19 protein-coding genes are annotated in these 16,632 nt (G+C 65.3%); 12 read left to right on the top strand and 7 right to left on the bottom strand.

The features are described from left to right. Positions 1–11: 11 nt before the first annotated feature. Positions 12–1,481 carry an aminotransferase-like domain-containing protein gene (locus tag THI_RS15395; protein WP_013107185.1) on the bottom strand — a complete coding sequence of 490 codons (1,470 nt, stop codon included), beginning with the start codon at positions 1,479–1,481 and terminating at the stop codon, positions 12–14. 67 nt (positions 1,482–1,548) lie between these two features. On the opposite strand from THI_RS15395, the gene THI_RS15400 reads away from it, so the two are divergent. Together THI_RS15400 and THI_RS15405 are read left to right on the top strand one after the other, a co-directional pair. Continuing rightward, positions 1,549–2,535, top strand: coding sequence for a DMT family transporter (locus THI_RS15400; RefSeq protein ID WP_013107186.1), 987 nt, complete (start codon positions 1,549–1,551; stop codon positions 2,533–2,535). A gap of 3 nt (positions 2,536–2,538) precedes the next feature. Further along, positions 2,539–3,750, top strand: coding sequence for an aminotransferase-like domain-containing protein (locus THI_RS15405; protein ID WP_013107187.1), 1,212 nt, complete (start codon positions 2,539–2,541; stop codon positions 3,748–3,750). Positions 3,751–3,879: 129 nt separating this feature from the next. Here THI_RS15405 and THI_RS15410 read toward each other — a convergent pair whose 3' ends face one another. Beyond that, positions 3,880–4,353, bottom strand: coding sequence for a c-type cytochrome (locus tag THI_RS15410; protein WP_013107188.1), 474 nt, complete (start codon positions 4,351–4,353; stop codon positions 3,880–3,882). A 589-nt stretch (positions 4,354–4,942) separates the two neighbouring features. Here THI_RS15410 and THI_RS15415 point away from each other — a divergent pair. The 3 genes from THI_RS15415 to THI_RS15425 all read left to right on the top strand — a co-directional run bounded on the left by THI_RS15415 (position 4,943) and on the right by THI_RS15425 (position 6,551). Continuing rightward, complete coding sequence (locus THI_RS15415; RefSeq protein WP_013107189.1) at positions 4,943–5,242, top strand: SWIB/MDM2 domain-containing protein; 300 nt, start codon at positions 4,943–4,945, stop codon at positions 5,240–5,242. A gap of 74 nt (positions 5,243–5,316) precedes the next feature. Then, positions 5,317–5,913, top strand: a complete 597-nt coding sequence (locus THI_RS15420) for a phospholipase D family nuclease (protein ID WP_013107190.1) — start codon at positions 5,317–5,319, stop codon at positions 5,911–5,913. A 122-nt stretch (positions 5,914–6,035) separates the two neighbouring features. After that, on the top strand, positions 6,036–6,551 hold the full coding sequence (locus tag THI_RS15425; RefSeq protein WP_013107191.1) for a peroxiredoxin family protein: 516 nt from the start codon (positions 6,036–6,038) through the stop codon (positions 6,549–6,551). A gap of 9 nt (positions 6,552–6,560) precedes the next feature. Here THI_RS15425 and THI_RS15430 read toward each other — a convergent pair whose 3' ends face one another. Then, entirely contained in the window at positions 6,561–7,466 is a 906-nt protein-coding gene (locus tag THI_RS15430) for a LysR family transcriptional regulator (RefSeq protein WP_013107192.1), read from the bottom strand. A 188-nt stretch (positions 7,467–7,654) separates the two neighbouring features. Here THI_RS15430 and aceB point away from each other — a divergent pair, with 188 nt between their 5' ends. The 5 genes from aceB (at position 7,655) to THI_RS15455 (ending at position 12,725) form a co-directional block, all read left to right on the top strand. After that, the gene (aceB, locus tag THI_RS15435; protein WP_013107193.1) at positions 7,655–9,241 is read left to right on the top strand and encodes a malate synthase A; all 1,587 of its coding nucleotides are present in this window, start codon (positions 7,655–7,657) and stop codon (positions 9,239–9,241) included. Positions 9,242–9,467: 226 nt separating this feature from the next. Further along, positions 9,468–10,670 carry a GGDEF domain-containing protein gene (locus tag THI_RS15440; protein ID WP_050986059.1) on the top strand — a complete coding sequence of 401 codons (1,203 nt, stop codon included), beginning with the start codon at positions 9,468–9,470 and terminating at the stop codon, positions 10,668–10,670. A gap of 128 nt (positions 10,671–10,798) precedes the next feature. Continuing rightward, positions 10,799–11,533 (top strand): SDR family oxidoreductase, encoded by a 735-nt coding sequence (locus THI_RS15445; RefSeq protein ID WP_013107195.1) that lies wholly within the window; start codon positions 10,799–10,801, stop codon positions 11,531–11,533. Next, complete coding sequence (locus THI_RS15450; protein ID WP_013107196.1) at positions 11,530–12,222, top strand: cupin domain-containing protein; 693 nt, start codon at positions 11,530–11,532, stop codon at positions 12,220–12,222. Before THI_RS15445 ends, THI_RS15450 begins: the two co-directional genes overlap by 4 nt. 38 nt (positions 12,223–12,260) lie before the next feature. Then, the gene (locus tag THI_RS15455) at positions 12,261–12,725 is read left to right on the top strand and encodes a transcriptional repressor (RefSeq protein ID WP_013107197.1); all 465 of its coding nucleotides are present in this window, start codon (positions 12,261–12,263) and stop codon (positions 12,723–12,725) included. A 7-nt stretch (positions 12,726–12,732) separates the two neighbouring features. Here the strand turns inward: THI_RS15455 and THI_RS15460 are convergent, their stop codons facing one another. The 3 genes from THI_RS15460 to lipB all read right to left on the bottom strand — a co-directional run bounded on the left by THI_RS15460 (position 12,733) and on the right by lipB (position 14,941). After that, on the bottom strand, positions 12,733–13,188 hold the full coding sequence (locus THI_RS15460) for a DUF3429 domain-containing protein (RefSeq protein ID WP_013107198.1): 456 nt from the start codon (positions 13,186–13,188) through the stop codon (positions 12,733–12,735). Between the two features lie 87 nt (positions 13,189–13,275). Continuing rightward, positions 13,276–14,241, bottom strand: coding sequence for a lipoyl synthase (gene lipA / locus THI_RS15465; RefSeq protein ID WP_013107199.1), 966 nt, complete (start codon positions 14,239–14,241; stop codon positions 13,276–13,278). Between the two features lie 28 nt (positions 14,242–14,269). After that, positions 14,270–14,941, bottom strand: coding sequence for a lipoyl(octanoyl) transferase LipB (lipB, locus tag THI_RS15470; RefSeq protein WP_041609040.1), 672 nt, complete (start codon positions 14,939–14,941; stop codon positions 14,270–14,272). Positions 14,942–15,122: 181 nt separating this feature from the next. Here lipB and THI_RS15475 point away from each other — a divergent pair, with 181 nt between their 5' ends. Both THI_RS15475 and THI_RS19165 read left to right on the top strand, forming a co-directional pair. Next, positions 15,123–15,797, top strand: a complete 675-nt coding sequence (locus tag THI_RS15475) for a class I SAM-dependent methyltransferase (protein WP_013107201.1) — start codon at positions 15,123–15,125, stop codon at positions 15,795–15,797. 27 nt (positions 15,798–15,824) lie between these two features. Continuing rightward, complete coding sequence (locus THI_RS19165; protein ID WP_013107202.1) at positions 15,825–15,989, top strand: hypothetical protein; 165 nt, start codon at positions 15,825–15,827, stop codon at positions 15,987–15,989. A 1-nt stretch (position 15,990) separates the two neighbouring features. Here THI_RS19165 and THI_RS15480 read toward each other — a convergent pair whose 3' ends face one another. Next, positions 15,991–16,590, bottom strand: coding sequence for a Crp/Fnr family transcriptional regulator (locus tag THI_RS15480; RefSeq protein ID WP_013107203.1), 600 nt, complete (start codon positions 16,588–16,590; stop codon positions 15,991–15,993). Between the last annotated feature and the right edge of the window lie 42 nt (positions 16,591–16,632).

The following is a 16,632-nucleotide window of genomic DNA, read 5'->3' on the forward strand; positions in this document are numbered from 1 at the left end:
CGCATACGGCTTTAGCGCCGCGCGGCGGCAAAGGCACGCCAGAACGCCTCGTCCTGCGTCTGGGTGAAGTTGATGCGCATGCGGGTGGAAGGCTGCTGCTGCGGGTCGAACAGGTGGCCGGGCGCGAGCAGATAACCGGCGTCGAGCAGGCGCTGCGACAGCGTGGCCGTGTCCACACCGGTGTCCACCCAACCCAGCAGGCCGCGTGGCGGGGTGACGAAGCGACAGCCCGCTTTCTCGGCCAGCCGCACCGCGCGTGCACGCGCCGCGTCCAGCCGGTCGCGTACCTGTTGCGTGGTGCGCCGTAACTGTCCCTGCCCCAGCACATGGGCGAGCACCCGTTCGGTGAGCGTGGGCGTGGTGAGCACGGCGAGCAACTTCTGATCGATCAGACGGTCGATGACGGCGGGCGCCGCGGCCACAAAGCCCACACGCCAGCCGGGCGCGAGGATTTTCGAGAACCCGCTGAGATAAATGGTGTGCTCCAGTTGATCGAGCACGCTCATGCGCGGGCTGCTGGGCTCGGCGAGCGCGGCATAGACATCGTCTTCGACCACCTGAAAGCCGTGGCGCCGCGCGAGCTGCAGCACGCGGTGCGCGCTGGCCGCGCTGAGGCTCTGCCCGGTGGGGTTGTGCAGCACGCTCACGCAGATGAACAGGCGCGGCGCATGGGCGCGGGCCAATTGATCGAGGAGGTCGAGATCGGGGCCATCGGCCCCGCGGGGGACGGGCAGCAGCTTGAGCCCGTGGTGCGCCATCTGCGCGAACTGCATCGCCCAGCCGGGGCTCTCGACCAGCACCGCGTCGCCGGGGCGGGTGAGGGCGCGCAACACGAGATCAAGCGCCTGCGATGCGCCATTGGTGGTCAGAATCTGCTGCGGCGGCACTTGCAGAGACAAGCCGGCCAATTGCCGCGACAAGGCTTCGCGCAAGGCCAGATCGCCCAGCGGATGCCCGTAGTGCAGCGAAGCCTGCTCCAGTTCGTTCGCGCGGGCGATGCGCCGCAAGGCCGCGCCCAGCGCCGCACTCTCCAGCCACGGCGCGGGCAACACGCCGGAACCGGGCGCGCCGCGCAGCGCCACCGCAGCGCCCGCCCCCATCTGATGAAACATGCCGCGCACCAGCGCGGTAGCGTGCGTCGGCGCCAACATGGGCGCAGCGGCATCGGTCTGCGTGGCGCTACGCCGCGCCAGCGCGGGCGTGTCACCGGGTACCCGCACGAAATACCCACGCTGCGCGCGCGCCTCCACCAGCCCGAGGGCCTGCAGCCGGTCATACGCCGCGACCACGGTTTGCGTGCTCAGCCCGTACCGCTTGGCGCATTCGCGCACCGACGGCAGGCGGCTGCCCGGGGGCAGCAAGCGGTTGCGGATGCGGGCGGAAAACTGGGCGCTGAGCTGCTCTGCCAAGGTGGTCGCCGCATGGCGCTGCAGCGTCCCCGCCTCGGGACCCAAGTTCACTGTATTGGCGATCTCATCCATACAGATGCTGTTTTGTACTCATCAAGTGTATTGGTGGTGTATCGCATTGAACCCTAAGCTGCGTTCCATGTCCACACCACCCACTCCCGCCGCCCGAAAGCAGCCACCGATCTCCGCGCAGGGCGAAGCGCTGGCTCTGGGTCTGCTGGGCGTGGGTCTGTTTGCGCTCTCGCTGCCGATGACGCGCCTGGCCGTCGGCTCGACGCAGGCGCCGCAACTCTCGCCCGAGTTCGTGGCGCTCGGTCGCGCCGCCGTTGCGGGCGTGCTCGCAGCCGTCTGGCTGTTGTGGCAGCGTGCGCCCTTGCCCGGCCGCCGCGACTGGGCTCTGCTGGCCGCGATGGCTGGCGGCGTGGTGTTCGGTTTTCCGCTGCTGACTTCCATCGCCCTGCGCGAAGTCGATGCGGTGCATGCCTCGCTCATTCTGGCGCTGCTGCCCTTGTTTACCGCAGCGCTCGGCGCGCTGCTGGCGGGTCAGCGGCCGTCTGCCGGGTTCTGGCTCTGCGCCTTTCTGGGCGCGGCCCTGGTGATGGCCTACACCCTGCTGCACGGCACCGGACGCTTCGCCTTGAATCTGCACTGGGCCGATGGCCTGCTGGTGGGTGCCATGCTGTCGGCTGCGGTGGGCTATGCCCTGGGCGGCCACCTCACGCGGTCTCGCCCTGCTGGGCAGGTCATCGGCTGGGCGCTGGTGCTCAGCCTTCCCATCACCGTGCCTGCGGCGTGGTGGCTGCGGCCCGCAGCCCCGGTGCAGCTCTCGGCCTGGGGCGGCTTCGCCTATGTGGCCGTGGTGTCGATGTGGCTGGGTTTTCTGGCGTGGTATCGGGCTCTTGCGCTGGGTGGCACCGTGCGCATCTCGCAGTTGCAACTGCTGCAGCCTTTCTTGTCGATGCTGGCCGCGGCAGCCTTGCTGCATGAAGTGCTCGATGCCACCACCCTGTTGTTCGCCGGCGCGGTGCTGGCCGTCGTTTTTGTCGCGCGGCGCATGCCAGTGCATGATGCGTCGCGTCCTGTTCCTCGTCCCGTTCCTAGTCCTATCCCTGACTCCCGGAGTTGACGCATGACCCTCACCTTGTCGCAGCGCAGCGCGCACTACACCCCTTCGCCTATCCGCGAGCTGCTCAATCTCACCGAGCAGCCCGGCATGATCTCGCTGGCCGGCGGTCTGCCCGCCCCGGAGAGCTTTCCGGTGCAGGCCTTGCGCGCGGCCTGTGTGGACGTCCTCGACACGCAGGCCCAGGGGGCACTGCAGTATGGCCCGAGCGAAGGCATTGCTCCTTTGCGCGAGTGGGTGGCCGCGCACTTGCGCGCACAGGGCATCGAGGCCCAGGCCGACGAAGTGCTCATCACCAGCGGTTCGCAGCAAGGCCTCGATCTGGTGGGACGTGTGCTCATCGATCCGGGCAGCACCGTGCTGGTGGAACGCCCGACTTACCTCGGCGCGCTGCAGGCCTTCGCGCCTTACGGCCCACGCTTTGTCGATCTCGACGAAGACGCCGAGGGCGCGCTGCCGACGCTGGACGACCCGGCGCATGGCAGCGCGCGCATGGTCTATCTGCAGCCCAACTTCCGCAACCCCACCGGACAGACCATGACGGCTGCGCGGCGCACACAATGGGCGCGGGCCTTGCGGGGCCGCCCCATCGCCCTGGTGGAAGACAACCCCTACAGCGAACTGTGGTTCGACGGCCCGCCGCCCGCGCCAGTGGCGGCGCAGCTTCCCGGCCAGAGCCTTGTGCTGGGCACCTTCTCCAAAGTGCTGTCTCCCGGGCTGCGTCTGGGTTATGTGCATGGGCCGCACGAGGTGATTGCCAAGATGGCACTGGCGCGCCAGGCCGCCGATCTGCAGACCTCCAGTCTGACGCAGCGCCTGGTACTCAAGGTGCTCGAAGGCGGGCTGCTGGATGTGCAACTGCCGCACATCCGCGCTCTGTACCGCGCGCAGCGCGACGCCATGCTCGCCGCCCTGTCCCGCCACATGCCCGGCAGCGTGCATTGGGAAACGCCGCAAGGCGGCATGTTCATCTGGCTGTCTCTGCCGCAAGGCGCCGACGCCACCGCGCTGCTGCCGCTGGCGCTGCAACGCAAAGTGGCCTATGTGCCCGGCACGGCGTTCTACGCCGCGGGCGCCGCGCCGCGCCATACGCTGCGGCTGTCTTACGCCACCGCCACGCCCCCGCAGATCGAGACCGCCATTGCCCGCCTGGGTGAAGTCTTCTACGCGGCACACCCGCCAGAACCCCGCCATGCCCCATCCGTTCTTGCAGCTTGATGTCTTCGCCTCCGGGCAGGTCTGGGTCGGTAGCGCGGTTCAGCCACTCTTCACGGGCACGCTCACGCGCTGAAAAAACAAACCCGCCAGCGGCGGGTTTGTGCGGGACTGGACAACCCCAGAAAACGCTCAGAGTTCTTCGCGGAACGCGTCGTGGCAAGCCTTGCAGGTCTTGGCGGTTTCGCCGAACACCACCTTGATCTCGTCGAGCTTGCCGGTCTTGGCGGCGGCCACCAGCTTGGGCGTCATTTCCTGCAGCTTGTTGGCATCGGCCTTGAACTTGTCCATCTCTTTCCAGATTTCAGGCTTGGCGTGCGAATCAGGCAAGTCGGTGCCGGGGCCGAAAGCCTGCCACGGCAGATGCGACATGAAGGCCACGACTTCGGCGTTTTGCAGCGCGGCCTTGGCATCGAACGGTGCCTTGCCCTGCACCATGGCGCCGATGCGGCCAAAACTCGCCGCCATCACGATGAAGGCGGACTGACGGTACTTCACCGCGTCTTGCGGTTTGGCGAACTGCGCCTGCGCCGGCACACTGGCCAACAGACCACAGGCAAGCACGGCGGCGAACAGCTTTTTGGGATGCAACGAGGCTGGGTTCATGAAACAGACTCCTGGCTGAGTAAAACGGATGGGCGGAAAAACGGAGGGCCAATTGGCGCAGCGAGTGTAAGCAAAAGTGACCCTCGCTGCAGAGCACAGTCGCGGTTCCCCGGTGCGCTCTGAACAAACTCGCCGGGCCGCCCCAAGAGCGCCCCCAGACCTGCCGCGTTCGCGTCAGGCCCCCCGAGGGGGATGAGAAAACTTGGGGCGGCCCTGCGTTTTCTCATGAGTTTCTTGCCCCTCGAGGGGAGAGCCCAGCGAAGCGACGGGTTTCGGGGGGGGGGTCGCTTCAGGCGCCAACAAGACAACAAAACAACGCGCAAAACGCTAAAAACGCACATGCTGCGTCGGACGCCTGCGCGCTCGGCTTAATATGCGGCTGGTTGAGCACGATCCTCCGGCACGTTGGCGCCGATCGGGGCGCAGTCATGCAGATCCGGAAGGCATGGATCGGCTCAACTTTTTAGCGGGCCGGACTGTCCAGCCCGCAATCCATGACAACGGTGAATCTGCACGGCGCGCAGCGATCCCCAACGGGCCGCTGACACGCCAGTGGATAACAAGCTCAACTTCTCGGAGTGCACTCAATATGACCACTGCAAAACCCGCGGCAAAAAAGGCGGCCGCCGCTAAAACAACCCGTCAGCCCAGCGCGGCGTTCATGAAACCGCTCACCCCTTCGGCGCATCTGGCCGCCGTCGTGGGCACCACGCCGCTGCCGCGCACCGAAGTGGTGAAAAAACTGTGGGAATACATCAAGAAGCACAATCTGCAAGACGCAGCGAACAAGCGCATGATCAACGCAGATGCCAAGCTCAAGCCGATTTTCGGCAAGGATCAGGTCAGCATGTTCGAAATGACCAAACTGGTCAGCGCGCATCTGAAATGAGTTGACCACACCACGGGCCGAAAACGCCCGCGGTCCAGGCCCGGCGCAGCCGGGCTTTTTCATGCGCATTCATCATGTCGTTCAAAGCTCTTGCCACCCGTTCTCTCTGTGCCCGCTTGCTGGTCTGCGCCCTGCTCGCTGCCGCCTGCGCGCTGCCAGCGCAGGCCCGCTCGCCTCAAGCCCTCGCCCTGCCGACACAGGCCGCTGTCTCCAGCGCCTTCTCGCCCTCGGGCGGCGCGCTGGCGCTGGTGCTGCAGGCCATCGATCAGGCGCATAGCAGCATTCAGATGGCCGCTTATCTGTTCACCTCGTCCGACGTGGCCCGCGCGCTGGTCCAGGCGAAAAAACGCGGCGTACAAGTGCAGGTGCTGGTGGACTGGAAAGGCAATTTCGATGAAGACGCCCGCTACGCGCGGCACGCGCTGGGCATTCTGCGCAACGCGGGCATTGCCGTGCGCTCGGTCGACGTCTATCCCATCTTTCACGACAAATACATGGTGATCGACCGGCGCACCGTGCAGACCGGCAGTTTCAACTACACCTACTCCGCGGCGCATCGCAATGCCGAGAACGTCTTGGTGGTGTGGAATGCGCCCGAGCTGGCTGCGCAGTATCTGGCCGACTGGCAACGCAACTGGGCGCTGAGCCAGCCGGTTGTGTTGCCATATTGAACCCGGATTGTTTGCGAATACCCGGAATTGCCGTGAGGCGCGCGGGGTTGCATGCCGCAGGGCTTGAGCGGCCTAAAATCGATTTTCTGTATTTGTTTTGAATTTCTTTTGTAGGCGCCTTCATGAAACCCCTGTCCAAATCGCTTATCGCCGTCATCGTGCTGGCCGTTCTGGCCGTGGGCGGCTATCTCGGCTGGTCGGCGCTGGATCAAAAACCCGAGGCGCCCAACGCGAGCTTCAGCCTGCTCGACGGCAAAACGGTCGATCTTTCGGCTTATCGCGGCAAGGTGGTGCTGGTGAATTTCTGGGCAACGAGCTGCACCACTTGCGTGGGGGAAATGCCCGAGCTGGTGAAGACCTACGACCAGCTCAACCCCAAAGGCTTCGACCTCGTGGCCGTGGCCATGAGCTACGACAACCCTGAGTTTGTGCGCAACTTTGTGCAGCAGCGCCAGCTGCCGTTCACCGTGGCCTTCGATGCCAGCGGGCAGGCGGCCAAGGCCTTCAAGGATGTGCGCTTGACGCCGACGAGCTTTCTGATCGACAAATCGGGCCACATCGTCAAGCAGTACGTCGGCACGCCCAACTTCGCCGAGCTGCACCAACTCATCGACAACCTGCTGGCGCGGCAGGCTTGATCCTCGGTTTCACACCGGCGCCCGCTGCGGCTGGGTGAAATGGTGTTTTAAATAGTCCAGCCAAAGGCGCAGCCGCAGGGGCTGATGCTTGCGCTGGGTGAAGACCGCGAAGATGCCGTTGGGCGGCGCGGCAAAGTCTTCTAGAAGCGCCACGAGCTTGCCTTGCTCCAGACTGGCGCCCACTTCCCACAGCGAACGCCAGGCGATGCCCCGGCCTTCGAGACACCACTGGTGCAGCACGGCGCCATCGGTGCAGTCCATGCGACCCGCCACGCGCACATGCAGGATCTCGCCCTCGGCCTGGAACATCCAGCCGCGCGGCTGGCTGCTCACGGATGAATACGCCAGACATTGGTGACGGGCGAGATCGGACGGTGTGGCCGGAGTGCCGTGACGTTGCAGATAGCTGGGCGCGGCCACGCACACGCGCCGGTTGTCGGCCAGCCGCAGGCTGACCAGCGAAGAATCGGCCAGATCGCCCACGCGCACGGCGCAGTCGTAGCCCTCGTTGACCAGATCGACCAGACGATCGGTCAGGTCGAGCGACAGACTCACCTCGGGATGCTGGTCGAGAAACCCGGGAATCAGCGGCGCGATGTGGCGGCGGCCAAAACCCGCCGGCGCGGTGATGCGCAGATGGCCGCTGGCCTTCACTCCGCCCGCGCTCACGCTGGCCTCGGCGTTCTGCAGCTCGGCCAGCAGGCGCTGGCAATCTTCGAGAAAGGCGCTGCCCTCGTCGGTCAGGCTGATGCGCCGGGTGGTGCGCAACAGCAGCTTGACGCCCAAGCGCGCTTCCAGCGCATCGATGCGACGGCCAATGATGGCTGGCGCCACGCCTTCGGCATGCGCCGCAGCGGTCAGACTTCCTTTGGTCGCCACCGCGACAAAGGTCTCCAACTGTTTGAGTTTGTCCATGCTCGCCGGAAATTGGGTCGGTAAAAGTCATCAATCTAGCGCATGTTCGGCGCCAGCCGGATAGATTTATGCCGCGGTGCAGCATAAACTCTGAGCATCCCAAAAAGATGGGCGGCTGCCGACGCGCTGCGCAATCCGTTGCGACGCGGCAGCCGCAAACCTTCACCCAAACTCACGGAGATCGCCAAATGACAACCCCTTCCGCCCCTCAGGGCGTCACCTTGAACGCCCCGCTGCAGCCGGGCTTCGACCGCATCCTCACTCCCGACGCGCTGGCCTTCGTCGCCCAGTTGCACCGCGCTTTCGAGCCGCGTCGTCAGGCCCTGCTGGCGGCCCGTGCGGCCCGCACTGCCCGCCTCGACGCCGGTGAAAAACCCGATTTCCTCGCCGAGACTCGGGCGGTGCGCGAGGGCGACTGGAAAATCGCCCCGCTGCCCCAGGCGCTGCAGCGTCGCCGCGTGGAGATCACCGGCCCGGTGGATCGCAAGATGATCATCAACGCCTTCAATTCGGGCGCCGACAGCTATATGGCCGACTTCGAGGATGCCAACACGCCAAACTGGGCCAACCAGATCGAAGGGCAGATCAATCTGTTCGACGCCATTCGCCGCACCATCCATCTGGCGCAGAACGGCAAGACTTACGCGCTGGGCGACACCATCGCCACCCTGCAGGTTCGCCCGCGCGGCTGGCATCTGGACGAAAAACATCTGCTGGTGGACGGCCAGCGGGTGAGCGGCAGCCTGTTCGATTTCGGGCTGTTCTTTTTCCACAACGCCCGCGAGCTGATCGCGCGCGGCGCTGGCCCCTACTTTTACCTGCCCAAGATGGAAAGCCATCTGGAAGCGCGGTTGTGGAACGAGGTTTTCGTGCTGGCGCAAAACACCCTGGGCCTGCCGCAGGGCTCCATCAAAGCCACCGTGCTGGTGGAAACCATCCTCGCCGCGTTCGAGATGGACGAGATTCTGTTTGAGTTGCGCGAGCACAGCGCCGGGCTGAACGCGGGCCGGTGGGATTACATTTTCAGCGCCATCAAGAAGTTCAAAGTGGATCACGACTTCTGCCTGGCCGACCGTTCGCAGATCACCATGACGGTGCCGTTCATGCGCGCCTACGCCCTGCTGCTGCTCAAGACCTGCCACAAGCGCGGCGCGCCGGCCATTGGCGGCATGAGCGCGCTCATCCCCATCAAGAACGACGCGGAGAAAAACGCCAAGGCCATGGAGGGCATCCGCATGGACAAGCGTCGTGACGCCACCGACGGCTACGACGGTGGCTGGGTGGCGCATCCGGGACTGGTGTCGGTGGCGATGGAAGAGTTCGTCGCCGTGCTCGGCGACGCGCCCAACCAGATCGGCAAAACCCGCGACGATGTCAATGTGGGCGCTGCCGACTTGCTGGACTTCCGCCCGGAAGCCCCCATCACCGAAGCCGGGCTACGCAACAACATCAACGTCGGCGTCCACTACCTCGGCGCGTGGCTGGCGGGCAGCGGCGCCGTGCCCATCCACAATCTGATGGAAGACGCGGCCACCGCCGAAATCTCGCGCAGCCAGGTGTGGCAATGGATTCAGAGCCCCAAGGGCGTGCTGAGCGACGGCCGCAAAGTCACTGCCGATCTGGTGCGCGCGATCATCCCGGAGGAACTCGCCAAGGTCAAAGCCACCGGCGCGACGGGCCAGTTCGACAAGGCCGCGCAGATCTTCGAGCAGATGGCCACTAGCGCGCAGTTCACCGACTTCCTCACCCTGCCGCTGTATGAGGAACTGAGCTGAACGCGCGACCAGGCCAGCAATAGCCCCCTGCACAGCCGCCCACCCTGGCGGCTGTTTTACATTTTGGCCTGTACGGCGCAGACGATCCTGCGGAAAGTAGCGTTGGAAAAATACATCGCTAGGAAATCCGGGGGATCTCCGACACCAAGGCAGCGCAAAATGCGATCTCACGTTCGATGCTGAAGAAGGGTTGACCCTCCGCAGCGCGTTCACTCACGGCCCCTTCATGCCCCACACCCTCACCATCGTCCAGTGGCTGCTGCTGGCAGTGGCTGTGCAGCAGGTCGTGTTCTCCACGGCCTGGCTGGCGGTGGCCCGGCTGGCGGGGCTGGCGCGCCAGAGCGCCTACTACTGGGCCGCGTTCTGCGGGCTCGGCGCGCTGTCCATCTTGCTGCTGGCTTTGCGCGGCAATGTGCCGCAAGTGCTGGGCTATCAGCTGGCGGATGTGCTGCTCGTCATCTCGGCCACGGCGGCGCGACGGGCCAGCGAACTGTTTTTCGACCGGCCGGGCCGGTTGCGGGAGCACGCGCTGATCATCGGTCTGGCGATTCTGGGCATCGGGCTGACGGGCACGTCCGTGGCGATGGAAGAGTGGCGCATTGCCATCGTCTGTCTGCTCATCGCCTGGATCGCGGCCCGCGGCGTCTGGGGCGTGCACGCCAGCATGGCGCAGGAATTCGGCCGCCCCGTCACCTTGCTGCTGCATGGCCCCACCCTGTTCATTGCGGCCACGCTGCTGTGGCGCGCCTTTGCCGTGTTCACTGGCAACGGCCAGGCGCTGGACTACCGCGAGGATGGCCTGCTCAACGAATTGCTCACTCTCACGCTGCTGCTCGTCGCCTCGTTTCTCAGCCTGATCTACGGCGGTATGCTGATGGCCCGGTTGGTACGCAGACTGCACGATCTGGCGCTGAAAGACCCGCTCACCGGGCTGCTCAACCGGCGGGCCGCGCAACAGTTGCTGGAGCGCGAATGGGCGTCCTACCGCCACAAAGACCTGCCGTTTTGCGTGCTGATGATCGACATTGATCATTTCAAGCGCATCAACGACGAATACGGCCACGCCGTGGGCGACCGGGTGCTGACCGGCCTGGCCACGCTGCTGCGCGAAGGCACGCGGCCAACCGATCATGTGGCGCGCATGGGCGGCGAGGAGTTTCTGGTGTTTCTGCCGCAAACCGAACTGCCCTCGGCGCAAGCCGCCGCCGAGCGGCTGCGCCAGCACACGGCGGCGTGGGTTCTGCAGCCTGAAGAGCTGTCGATCACCATCAGCATCGGCGTGGCGCAAGCCGCGGCAGAAGACAGCGCTTTCGACGATCTGCTGATTCGCGCCGACCGCGCGCTGTACGCAGCCAAGTCGGCCGGGCGCAACCGGGTGCATCTGGCCGACCCCTTCGTGGACGAAGTCACCAGCCTCGCGACGGCTTAAAACCCGATCACGCCATTTGTGCACGACCCAGCGGACATGCCCGCACAGCGCGCGCGTGGATTTGGCGCCGCGCTGCAATGCGCCAGTGCGCAGATCTAGCATCTGGCTTCGACAAAAAAGAGATCCCCATGCATATCCGTTCCCTGAAAGATCAAGTCGCCGTCATCACCGGCGCCTCTAGCGGTATTGGCGCAGCCGCCGCGCGCGCTTTGGTGGCCGAAGGAATGTCCGTCGTGCTCGCGGCGCGCTCTGCCGACAAGCTCGAGGCCCTCGCCGATGAACTGGGCAGCCGCGCCCTGGTCGTCGCCACCGATGTGGGCGACGAAAGTCAGGTGCAGCAGTTGTTCGAAACGGTCAAAACCCGGTTCGGCGGCCTGGACCTGTTGTTCAACAACGCGGGCGTGGGTTATCACGGCGCCTTCGAGCACGGCCGCACCGAGGAGTGGAAGGCCACCATCGACGCCAATCTCTGGGGGGTGCTGTTTTGCACGCGCGCCGCCATACCGCTGTTGCGTGGCCGCCCCGGCGCGATGATCAACACGGTTTCCAGCGTGGGCGGGCGGCGCGGCATTGAAGGTTGGGCCGTCTACAACGCAACCAAGTTCGCCGTCGTGGGCCTACACGACGCGCTGCGCAAGGAGCTGGGGCCAGAGGGCATCCGGGTTTCACTGATCGAGCCCGGGGCGGTGTACACCGACTGGGGCCACAACGTTCCGGAAGATCAAATGAAGGCCCGGCGTGATGCCATCGAAGCCCTGCATGCCGACGATATTGCCCGAGCGCTGCTTTACGCCTTCGCCCAACCGCCGCATGTCAACCCGCAGGAACTGCTGATCCTGCCGACCAAACAGGTTTCGCCATGAGTGCCGTGCTCGACCCCGCTGCCCCCGCATTGCTGCGCGCCGACTTTTCCCGTGCTGAAGTGGTCGACACGACCGCCCTGCCCTGGGTGGATTCGCCCGCAGTCGGCGTGCAACGCAAGCTGATCGAGCGTGACGGCGGCGAAGCCGCGCGTGCCACCTCGCTGGTGCGCTACGCGCCGGGCGCGCGTTTTGCCGCACACCTGCACCCGCTGGGCGAAGAAATTCTGGTGCTGCAAGGCACATTCGCCGATGAGCACGGCGTCTACCCGGTGGGCACTTATCTGAAAAACCCTCCCGGCTCGCGCCACGCGCCGTTCACCGAACAGGGCTGCACCCTGCTGGTGAAATTGCGTCACATGCAGCCCGACGATGGTGAGCGTGTGGTGATCGATACGCATCGCGCGCCGTGGCTGCCCGGCCTGGTGCAAGGGCTGAGCGTCAAACCGCTGTCCGACTTTGCGGGCGAGCATGCCGCGCTGGTGCGGTGGGCACCCGGCACCGTGTTCACCGCGCATCGGCACTGGGGCGGGGAAGAAATCTATGTGATCGAAGGCGTGTTCGAAGACGAGCACGGCCGGTATCCGGCAGGCACCTGGATGCGCAGTCCGCACCTGAGCCAGCATGCCCCGTTCAGCCGGTCAGGCTGCACCATTTTCGTGAAAGTGGGCCATCTGCCGGAACAGGGCTGATACCGCCCGGTCGCGCGGCTTGTTGCATACTTGCAGGCATGACCGCTCATCACCATCACCATCAGGAAGCCTTGTTGCATGCCGAAGCCCTGTGCACCGCCCGGGGCGTGCGTCTCACCCCGCTGCGGCGTCGGGTGCTGGAGCTGGTGCAATCGCGCACCGAGGCGGTCAAGGCCTATGACCTGCTCGCGCAGTTGTCCACCGAGGATCACGCGGCCAAGCCGCCCACGGTGTATCGCGCCCTCGATTTCCTGCTGGAGCAGGGGCTGATTCACCGCGTCGATAGTCTGAACGCCTTTGTCGGCTGCAACCACCCTGACACGCCGCACGCCGCGCACCTGCTGCTGTGCGCCCGCTGCGGCCGGGTGGAAGAACTGCAAAGCGACGCGGTGGATGCCACCATTGCCAAGGCCGTAGCGGCCACCGGTTTTGTCGCCCGGCACGCGCGGCTGGAAGTGCAAGGGCTGTGCGCGGCCTGCGCCGCCGCAATCCAGGACGATTAGCGCTTGTTCAGCCCGCAGGCTTGAGGGTATATAGCCGGGCCAGCGTCAAACCGAGACCGAGCAGCGCGCCCAGCGTGAGCCACAGGCGCAGTTGCAAAAACCACGACGGCCACGGAAGCTGCTTGCGCAACATCACATCGGCCGCATAAGCAATGGCCAGGCCGATGAACAGCCCGGTCATGCCGTACACCCAGTTCGACGCCCAGGTCATGCGCCAGGCCCACAGCGGCAGCACCACGCCCCAGCCCAGCAGCAGCCAAGGACGTTGCACCTGACCTTCGGGCAGCACCAGCGCTGCGCCCCAATACAGCGCGCCGAGAAACGCCAGAATGGCCGCAGCGTATTGCGCCTGAATCACCACCACAGCGGTCAGCGAGGTCTCGGGTGCAATCCACGCGGCAAGGCCCAGAGCGATAAAGGGAATGAGCCCGGCCAGGCCCAGCGCATAGGCGGGAAACTTCATCAGGCGATCTCCAGAACGAATGAATTTTGAACCCGGATTGTCGCTGCCGCGAACTCGCAGCGCGGTGCGCTGGCGCAAGAAATCGGTTCAGATACCAGCCGCATGCGCCTGCTGATCGGCGTGATAGCTGCTGCGCACCAACGCGCCGACGGCGGCGTGGGTGAACCCCATCGCCAGCGCTTCGCGCTCGAACATCGCGAAGGTGTCGGGGTGCACATAGCGCGCCACCGGCAGATGGTGCCCGGTGGGCGCGAGGTACTGGCCGATGGTGAGCATGTCGATGCCATGCGCGCGCATGTCGCGCATCACGTCGAGAATTTCATCGTCGGTTTCGCCCAGACCCACCATCAGCCCGCTCTTGGTGGGAATGCCGGGATAGCGCGCCTTGAAATCGGCCAGCAGCTTGAGCGAGTGGGCGTAATCGGCGCCGGGACGGGCCTGTTTGTAGAGGCGCGGCACGGTCTCGAGGTTGTGATTCATCACATCGGGAAGCCCGGCGGCGAACAGATCGAGCGCCTTGTCGAGACGGCCGCGGAAATCGGGCACGAGCACTTCGATCTGCGTGGTGGGCGATAGCGCGCGGGTCGTCTGGATGCAGTCCACGAAGTGTTGCGCGCCGCCGTCGCGCAGATCGTCGCGGTCCACGCTGGTGATGACCACATAGCGCAGCCGCATGGCCGCGATGGCCCGCGCCAGATTGCCGGGCTCTTCAGGGTCGAGCGGATCGGGGCGGCCGTGGCCGACGTCGCAGAAGGGGCAGCGGCGGGTGCATTTGTCACCCATGATCATGAAGGTGGCCGTGCCCTTGCCGAAACATTCGCCGATGTTGGGGCAACTGGCCTCTTCGCACACGGTCACCAGCTTGTGCTCGCGCAGCAGCCCTTTGATGGCGTAGAACTGCGACGAAGGCGCCGCCGCTTTGACGCGAATCCAGTCGGGCTTGCGCAGCGGTGCATCGCCAGCGGGCACGATTTTGATGGGAATACGGGCGGTCTTGGCCTGCCCTTTTTGTTTGATCGTGGGATCGGCAAGCGGTGGGGTCGGCGAGGTCATGTAAAAGGGCGCGGTAGGCGAAAAACGCTCAAGGCTTCATGGTAGGCCCGCCGCCTTGCGTCTGCCAGAGCGCGGCGAATTCCTCGGCAAAGGTTGCAGCGACTTGCTCCACGGCAGCATTCGCGCCCTGACTGGCCATGTCGAGGGTGCGCAGCCCGGCGTAGCCGCAGGGGTTGATCCAGGTGAACGGTTGCAGGTCCATCGCCACATTGATGGCCACGCCGTGGTAAGTGCAGCCGTTGCGCACCTTGAGCCCGAGGGCCGAGATCTTCTCGCTAGATGCGAGGTAGATGCCCGGCGCACCGGGGTGGCGCACCCCTTCGATGCTCCAATGCGCCAGGGTGCGGATCACCGCCTCCTCGATGCGCTGCACGGTTTCGCGCACCATCCAGCGGCGGCGACGAAGGTCGAGCAGCAGATAGATCACCGCCTGACCGGGGCCGTGATAGGTGATCTGCCCGCCGCGGTCGGTCTGCACCACGGGAACGCCGTGCGCATCGAGCAGATGCTCGGGCCGACCGGCCTGGCCCTGAGTGAACACCGGCGGATGCTCCACGCCCCAGATCTGGTCGGGCGTCGCCGCGTCGCGCGCATCGGTCAGCGCACGCATGGCTTGCCAGGTCGGCAGATAGTCCTGTCGGCCCAGCCATTGCCAATTCAAAACGTGCACGGCGGTGGGTTCTGCGTGGTTGGAGTTCATGCTAAGGTTGCGCTCAGTTGCGGCATTCACACTATAAAAACAACAGGGAGACAGCCCCCAAGACCGGCACTGAACCGGCATCAAATCCTTCGTTCGTCTTGGCTATTTGCTCGGCGCCGCGTGCGTCGGGGTTCTGGACGGCACGATTTGGATCCACTCTCAGGAATTGTCCTGCATCCGCATGAGTATCACTCCCCCCAGCCCTGTAAGCCCTGTGCGCGCCGGGCAGCAAATTCGTACTTTCCTGCGCGCCTGGGCACGCGACCCCATGGGTGTGGCCGCCGTGCTGCCCTCAGGGCGGCAGCTCAGCCAGAAAATGCTCAAGCCGCTTTCGCTGCTGCCCGAAAGTGATCCGGCCCAGCAGCGGGTGATCGAGCTCGGCGCGGGCACGGGCGCCTTCACCCGCGCGCTCATCGAGCACGGTTTGCACTGCGCCAATCTGCTGGTCGTCGAGCGCGACGCCTCGCTGCACGGTCTGCTGCGGCAGCGATTTCCTGATCTGCAGCTGATCCAGGCCGATGCCTGCGCGCTGCGAACCGCGGCACAGGCTTCGGGCTACCTGCTGGGCGGCCCGGCGGATGCGGTGATCAGCGGGCTGGGCCTGCTTTCCATGCCGCGCGCCACACAACGCTCCATTCTGAACGAGGCGTTTTCCGTACTCCGGCCCGGTGGTTGCTTCGTGCAGTTCACCTACGGTCATGCCAGCCCGGTTTCGCGCGCCTTGCGCGAAGAACTCGGTCTGCAGGTGCGACGCGCCGGGCTGGCCTGGCGCAACGCGCCGCCGGCCTCGGTTTTCGTTTATCAACGCGCTTTTACAGCCGCACACACCTTCAGCCCGCCGGACGCGACACAATAAATTCCCCGCGATTTCAGGACGTTTGCCGTGGCCGGATTTTTTGTCTCCGTCATCATTTATCCCTTTGCCGTTTATGGCCTGCGCCGGTTTTTCACCGAGCGCCTGGGGATGGAAAACAACATCGGATTTCTGGTGTTTTTGCTCGCCAGCGTGGTGAGCTGGCTGGCTGCGGAAGCCGTGGGGCGGCTTTGATTCAGTCCGGCGCCGCAGGGTCGTCGAGCTGGCTGGGCGAAAAACCCGACTTCGGCCCCAGCATCTGCGCGCGGATGGCCGGGTGCATGGCGCTGACCAGGCGCGACATCGAAGTGAGTTTGTTCGAGGTGTCGCGCAGATGCTCGGCCAGACGGCTGGCGATGCCCAGAGCGAGTCGCGCCGCCGTTGCGGGATGCTCGACCAGCAGCCGCTCCAGCGCATCGCGGCTGAGTTCGGCCAGGGCCACATCGGAATAGGCCACGCAACTCGCGCTGCGCGGCGCATCGAGCAAGACGCCCATTTCCCCGAACATCTGCCCGGCCTTGGCGATGGAAACCACCAGACTGTCGCCTTGGTGCTGCGGCGCTTTCTCCACACTCACCTCGCCATACAGCAGCATCAGAATGGTGCCGTCGTGCGTGTCGTCATCCTGCTGAATGAAGCGCGTGCCCGCCTGCATCCAGCGCACCTGCATCTGGTTGGCGATGAGTACGGCATCTTCCGCGGTCAGCCGGTGGCCGGGCTGACGCAGCAGCAACTGCGCAATGCGCGGCGCCCAGGTGGCGTGTACGGACTGCTGGGAAGGTCGGCGATCGGGCATGGCGATGGATGGGGTTACGAATGCATGGTAGGCCCGGTGCAC

It is taken from the genome of Thiomonas arsenitoxydans, from assembly GCF_000253115.1.
GTDB lineage: Bacteria > Pseudomonadota > Gammaproteobacteria > Burkholderiales > Burkholderiaceae_C > Thiomonas > Thiomonas arsenitoxydans.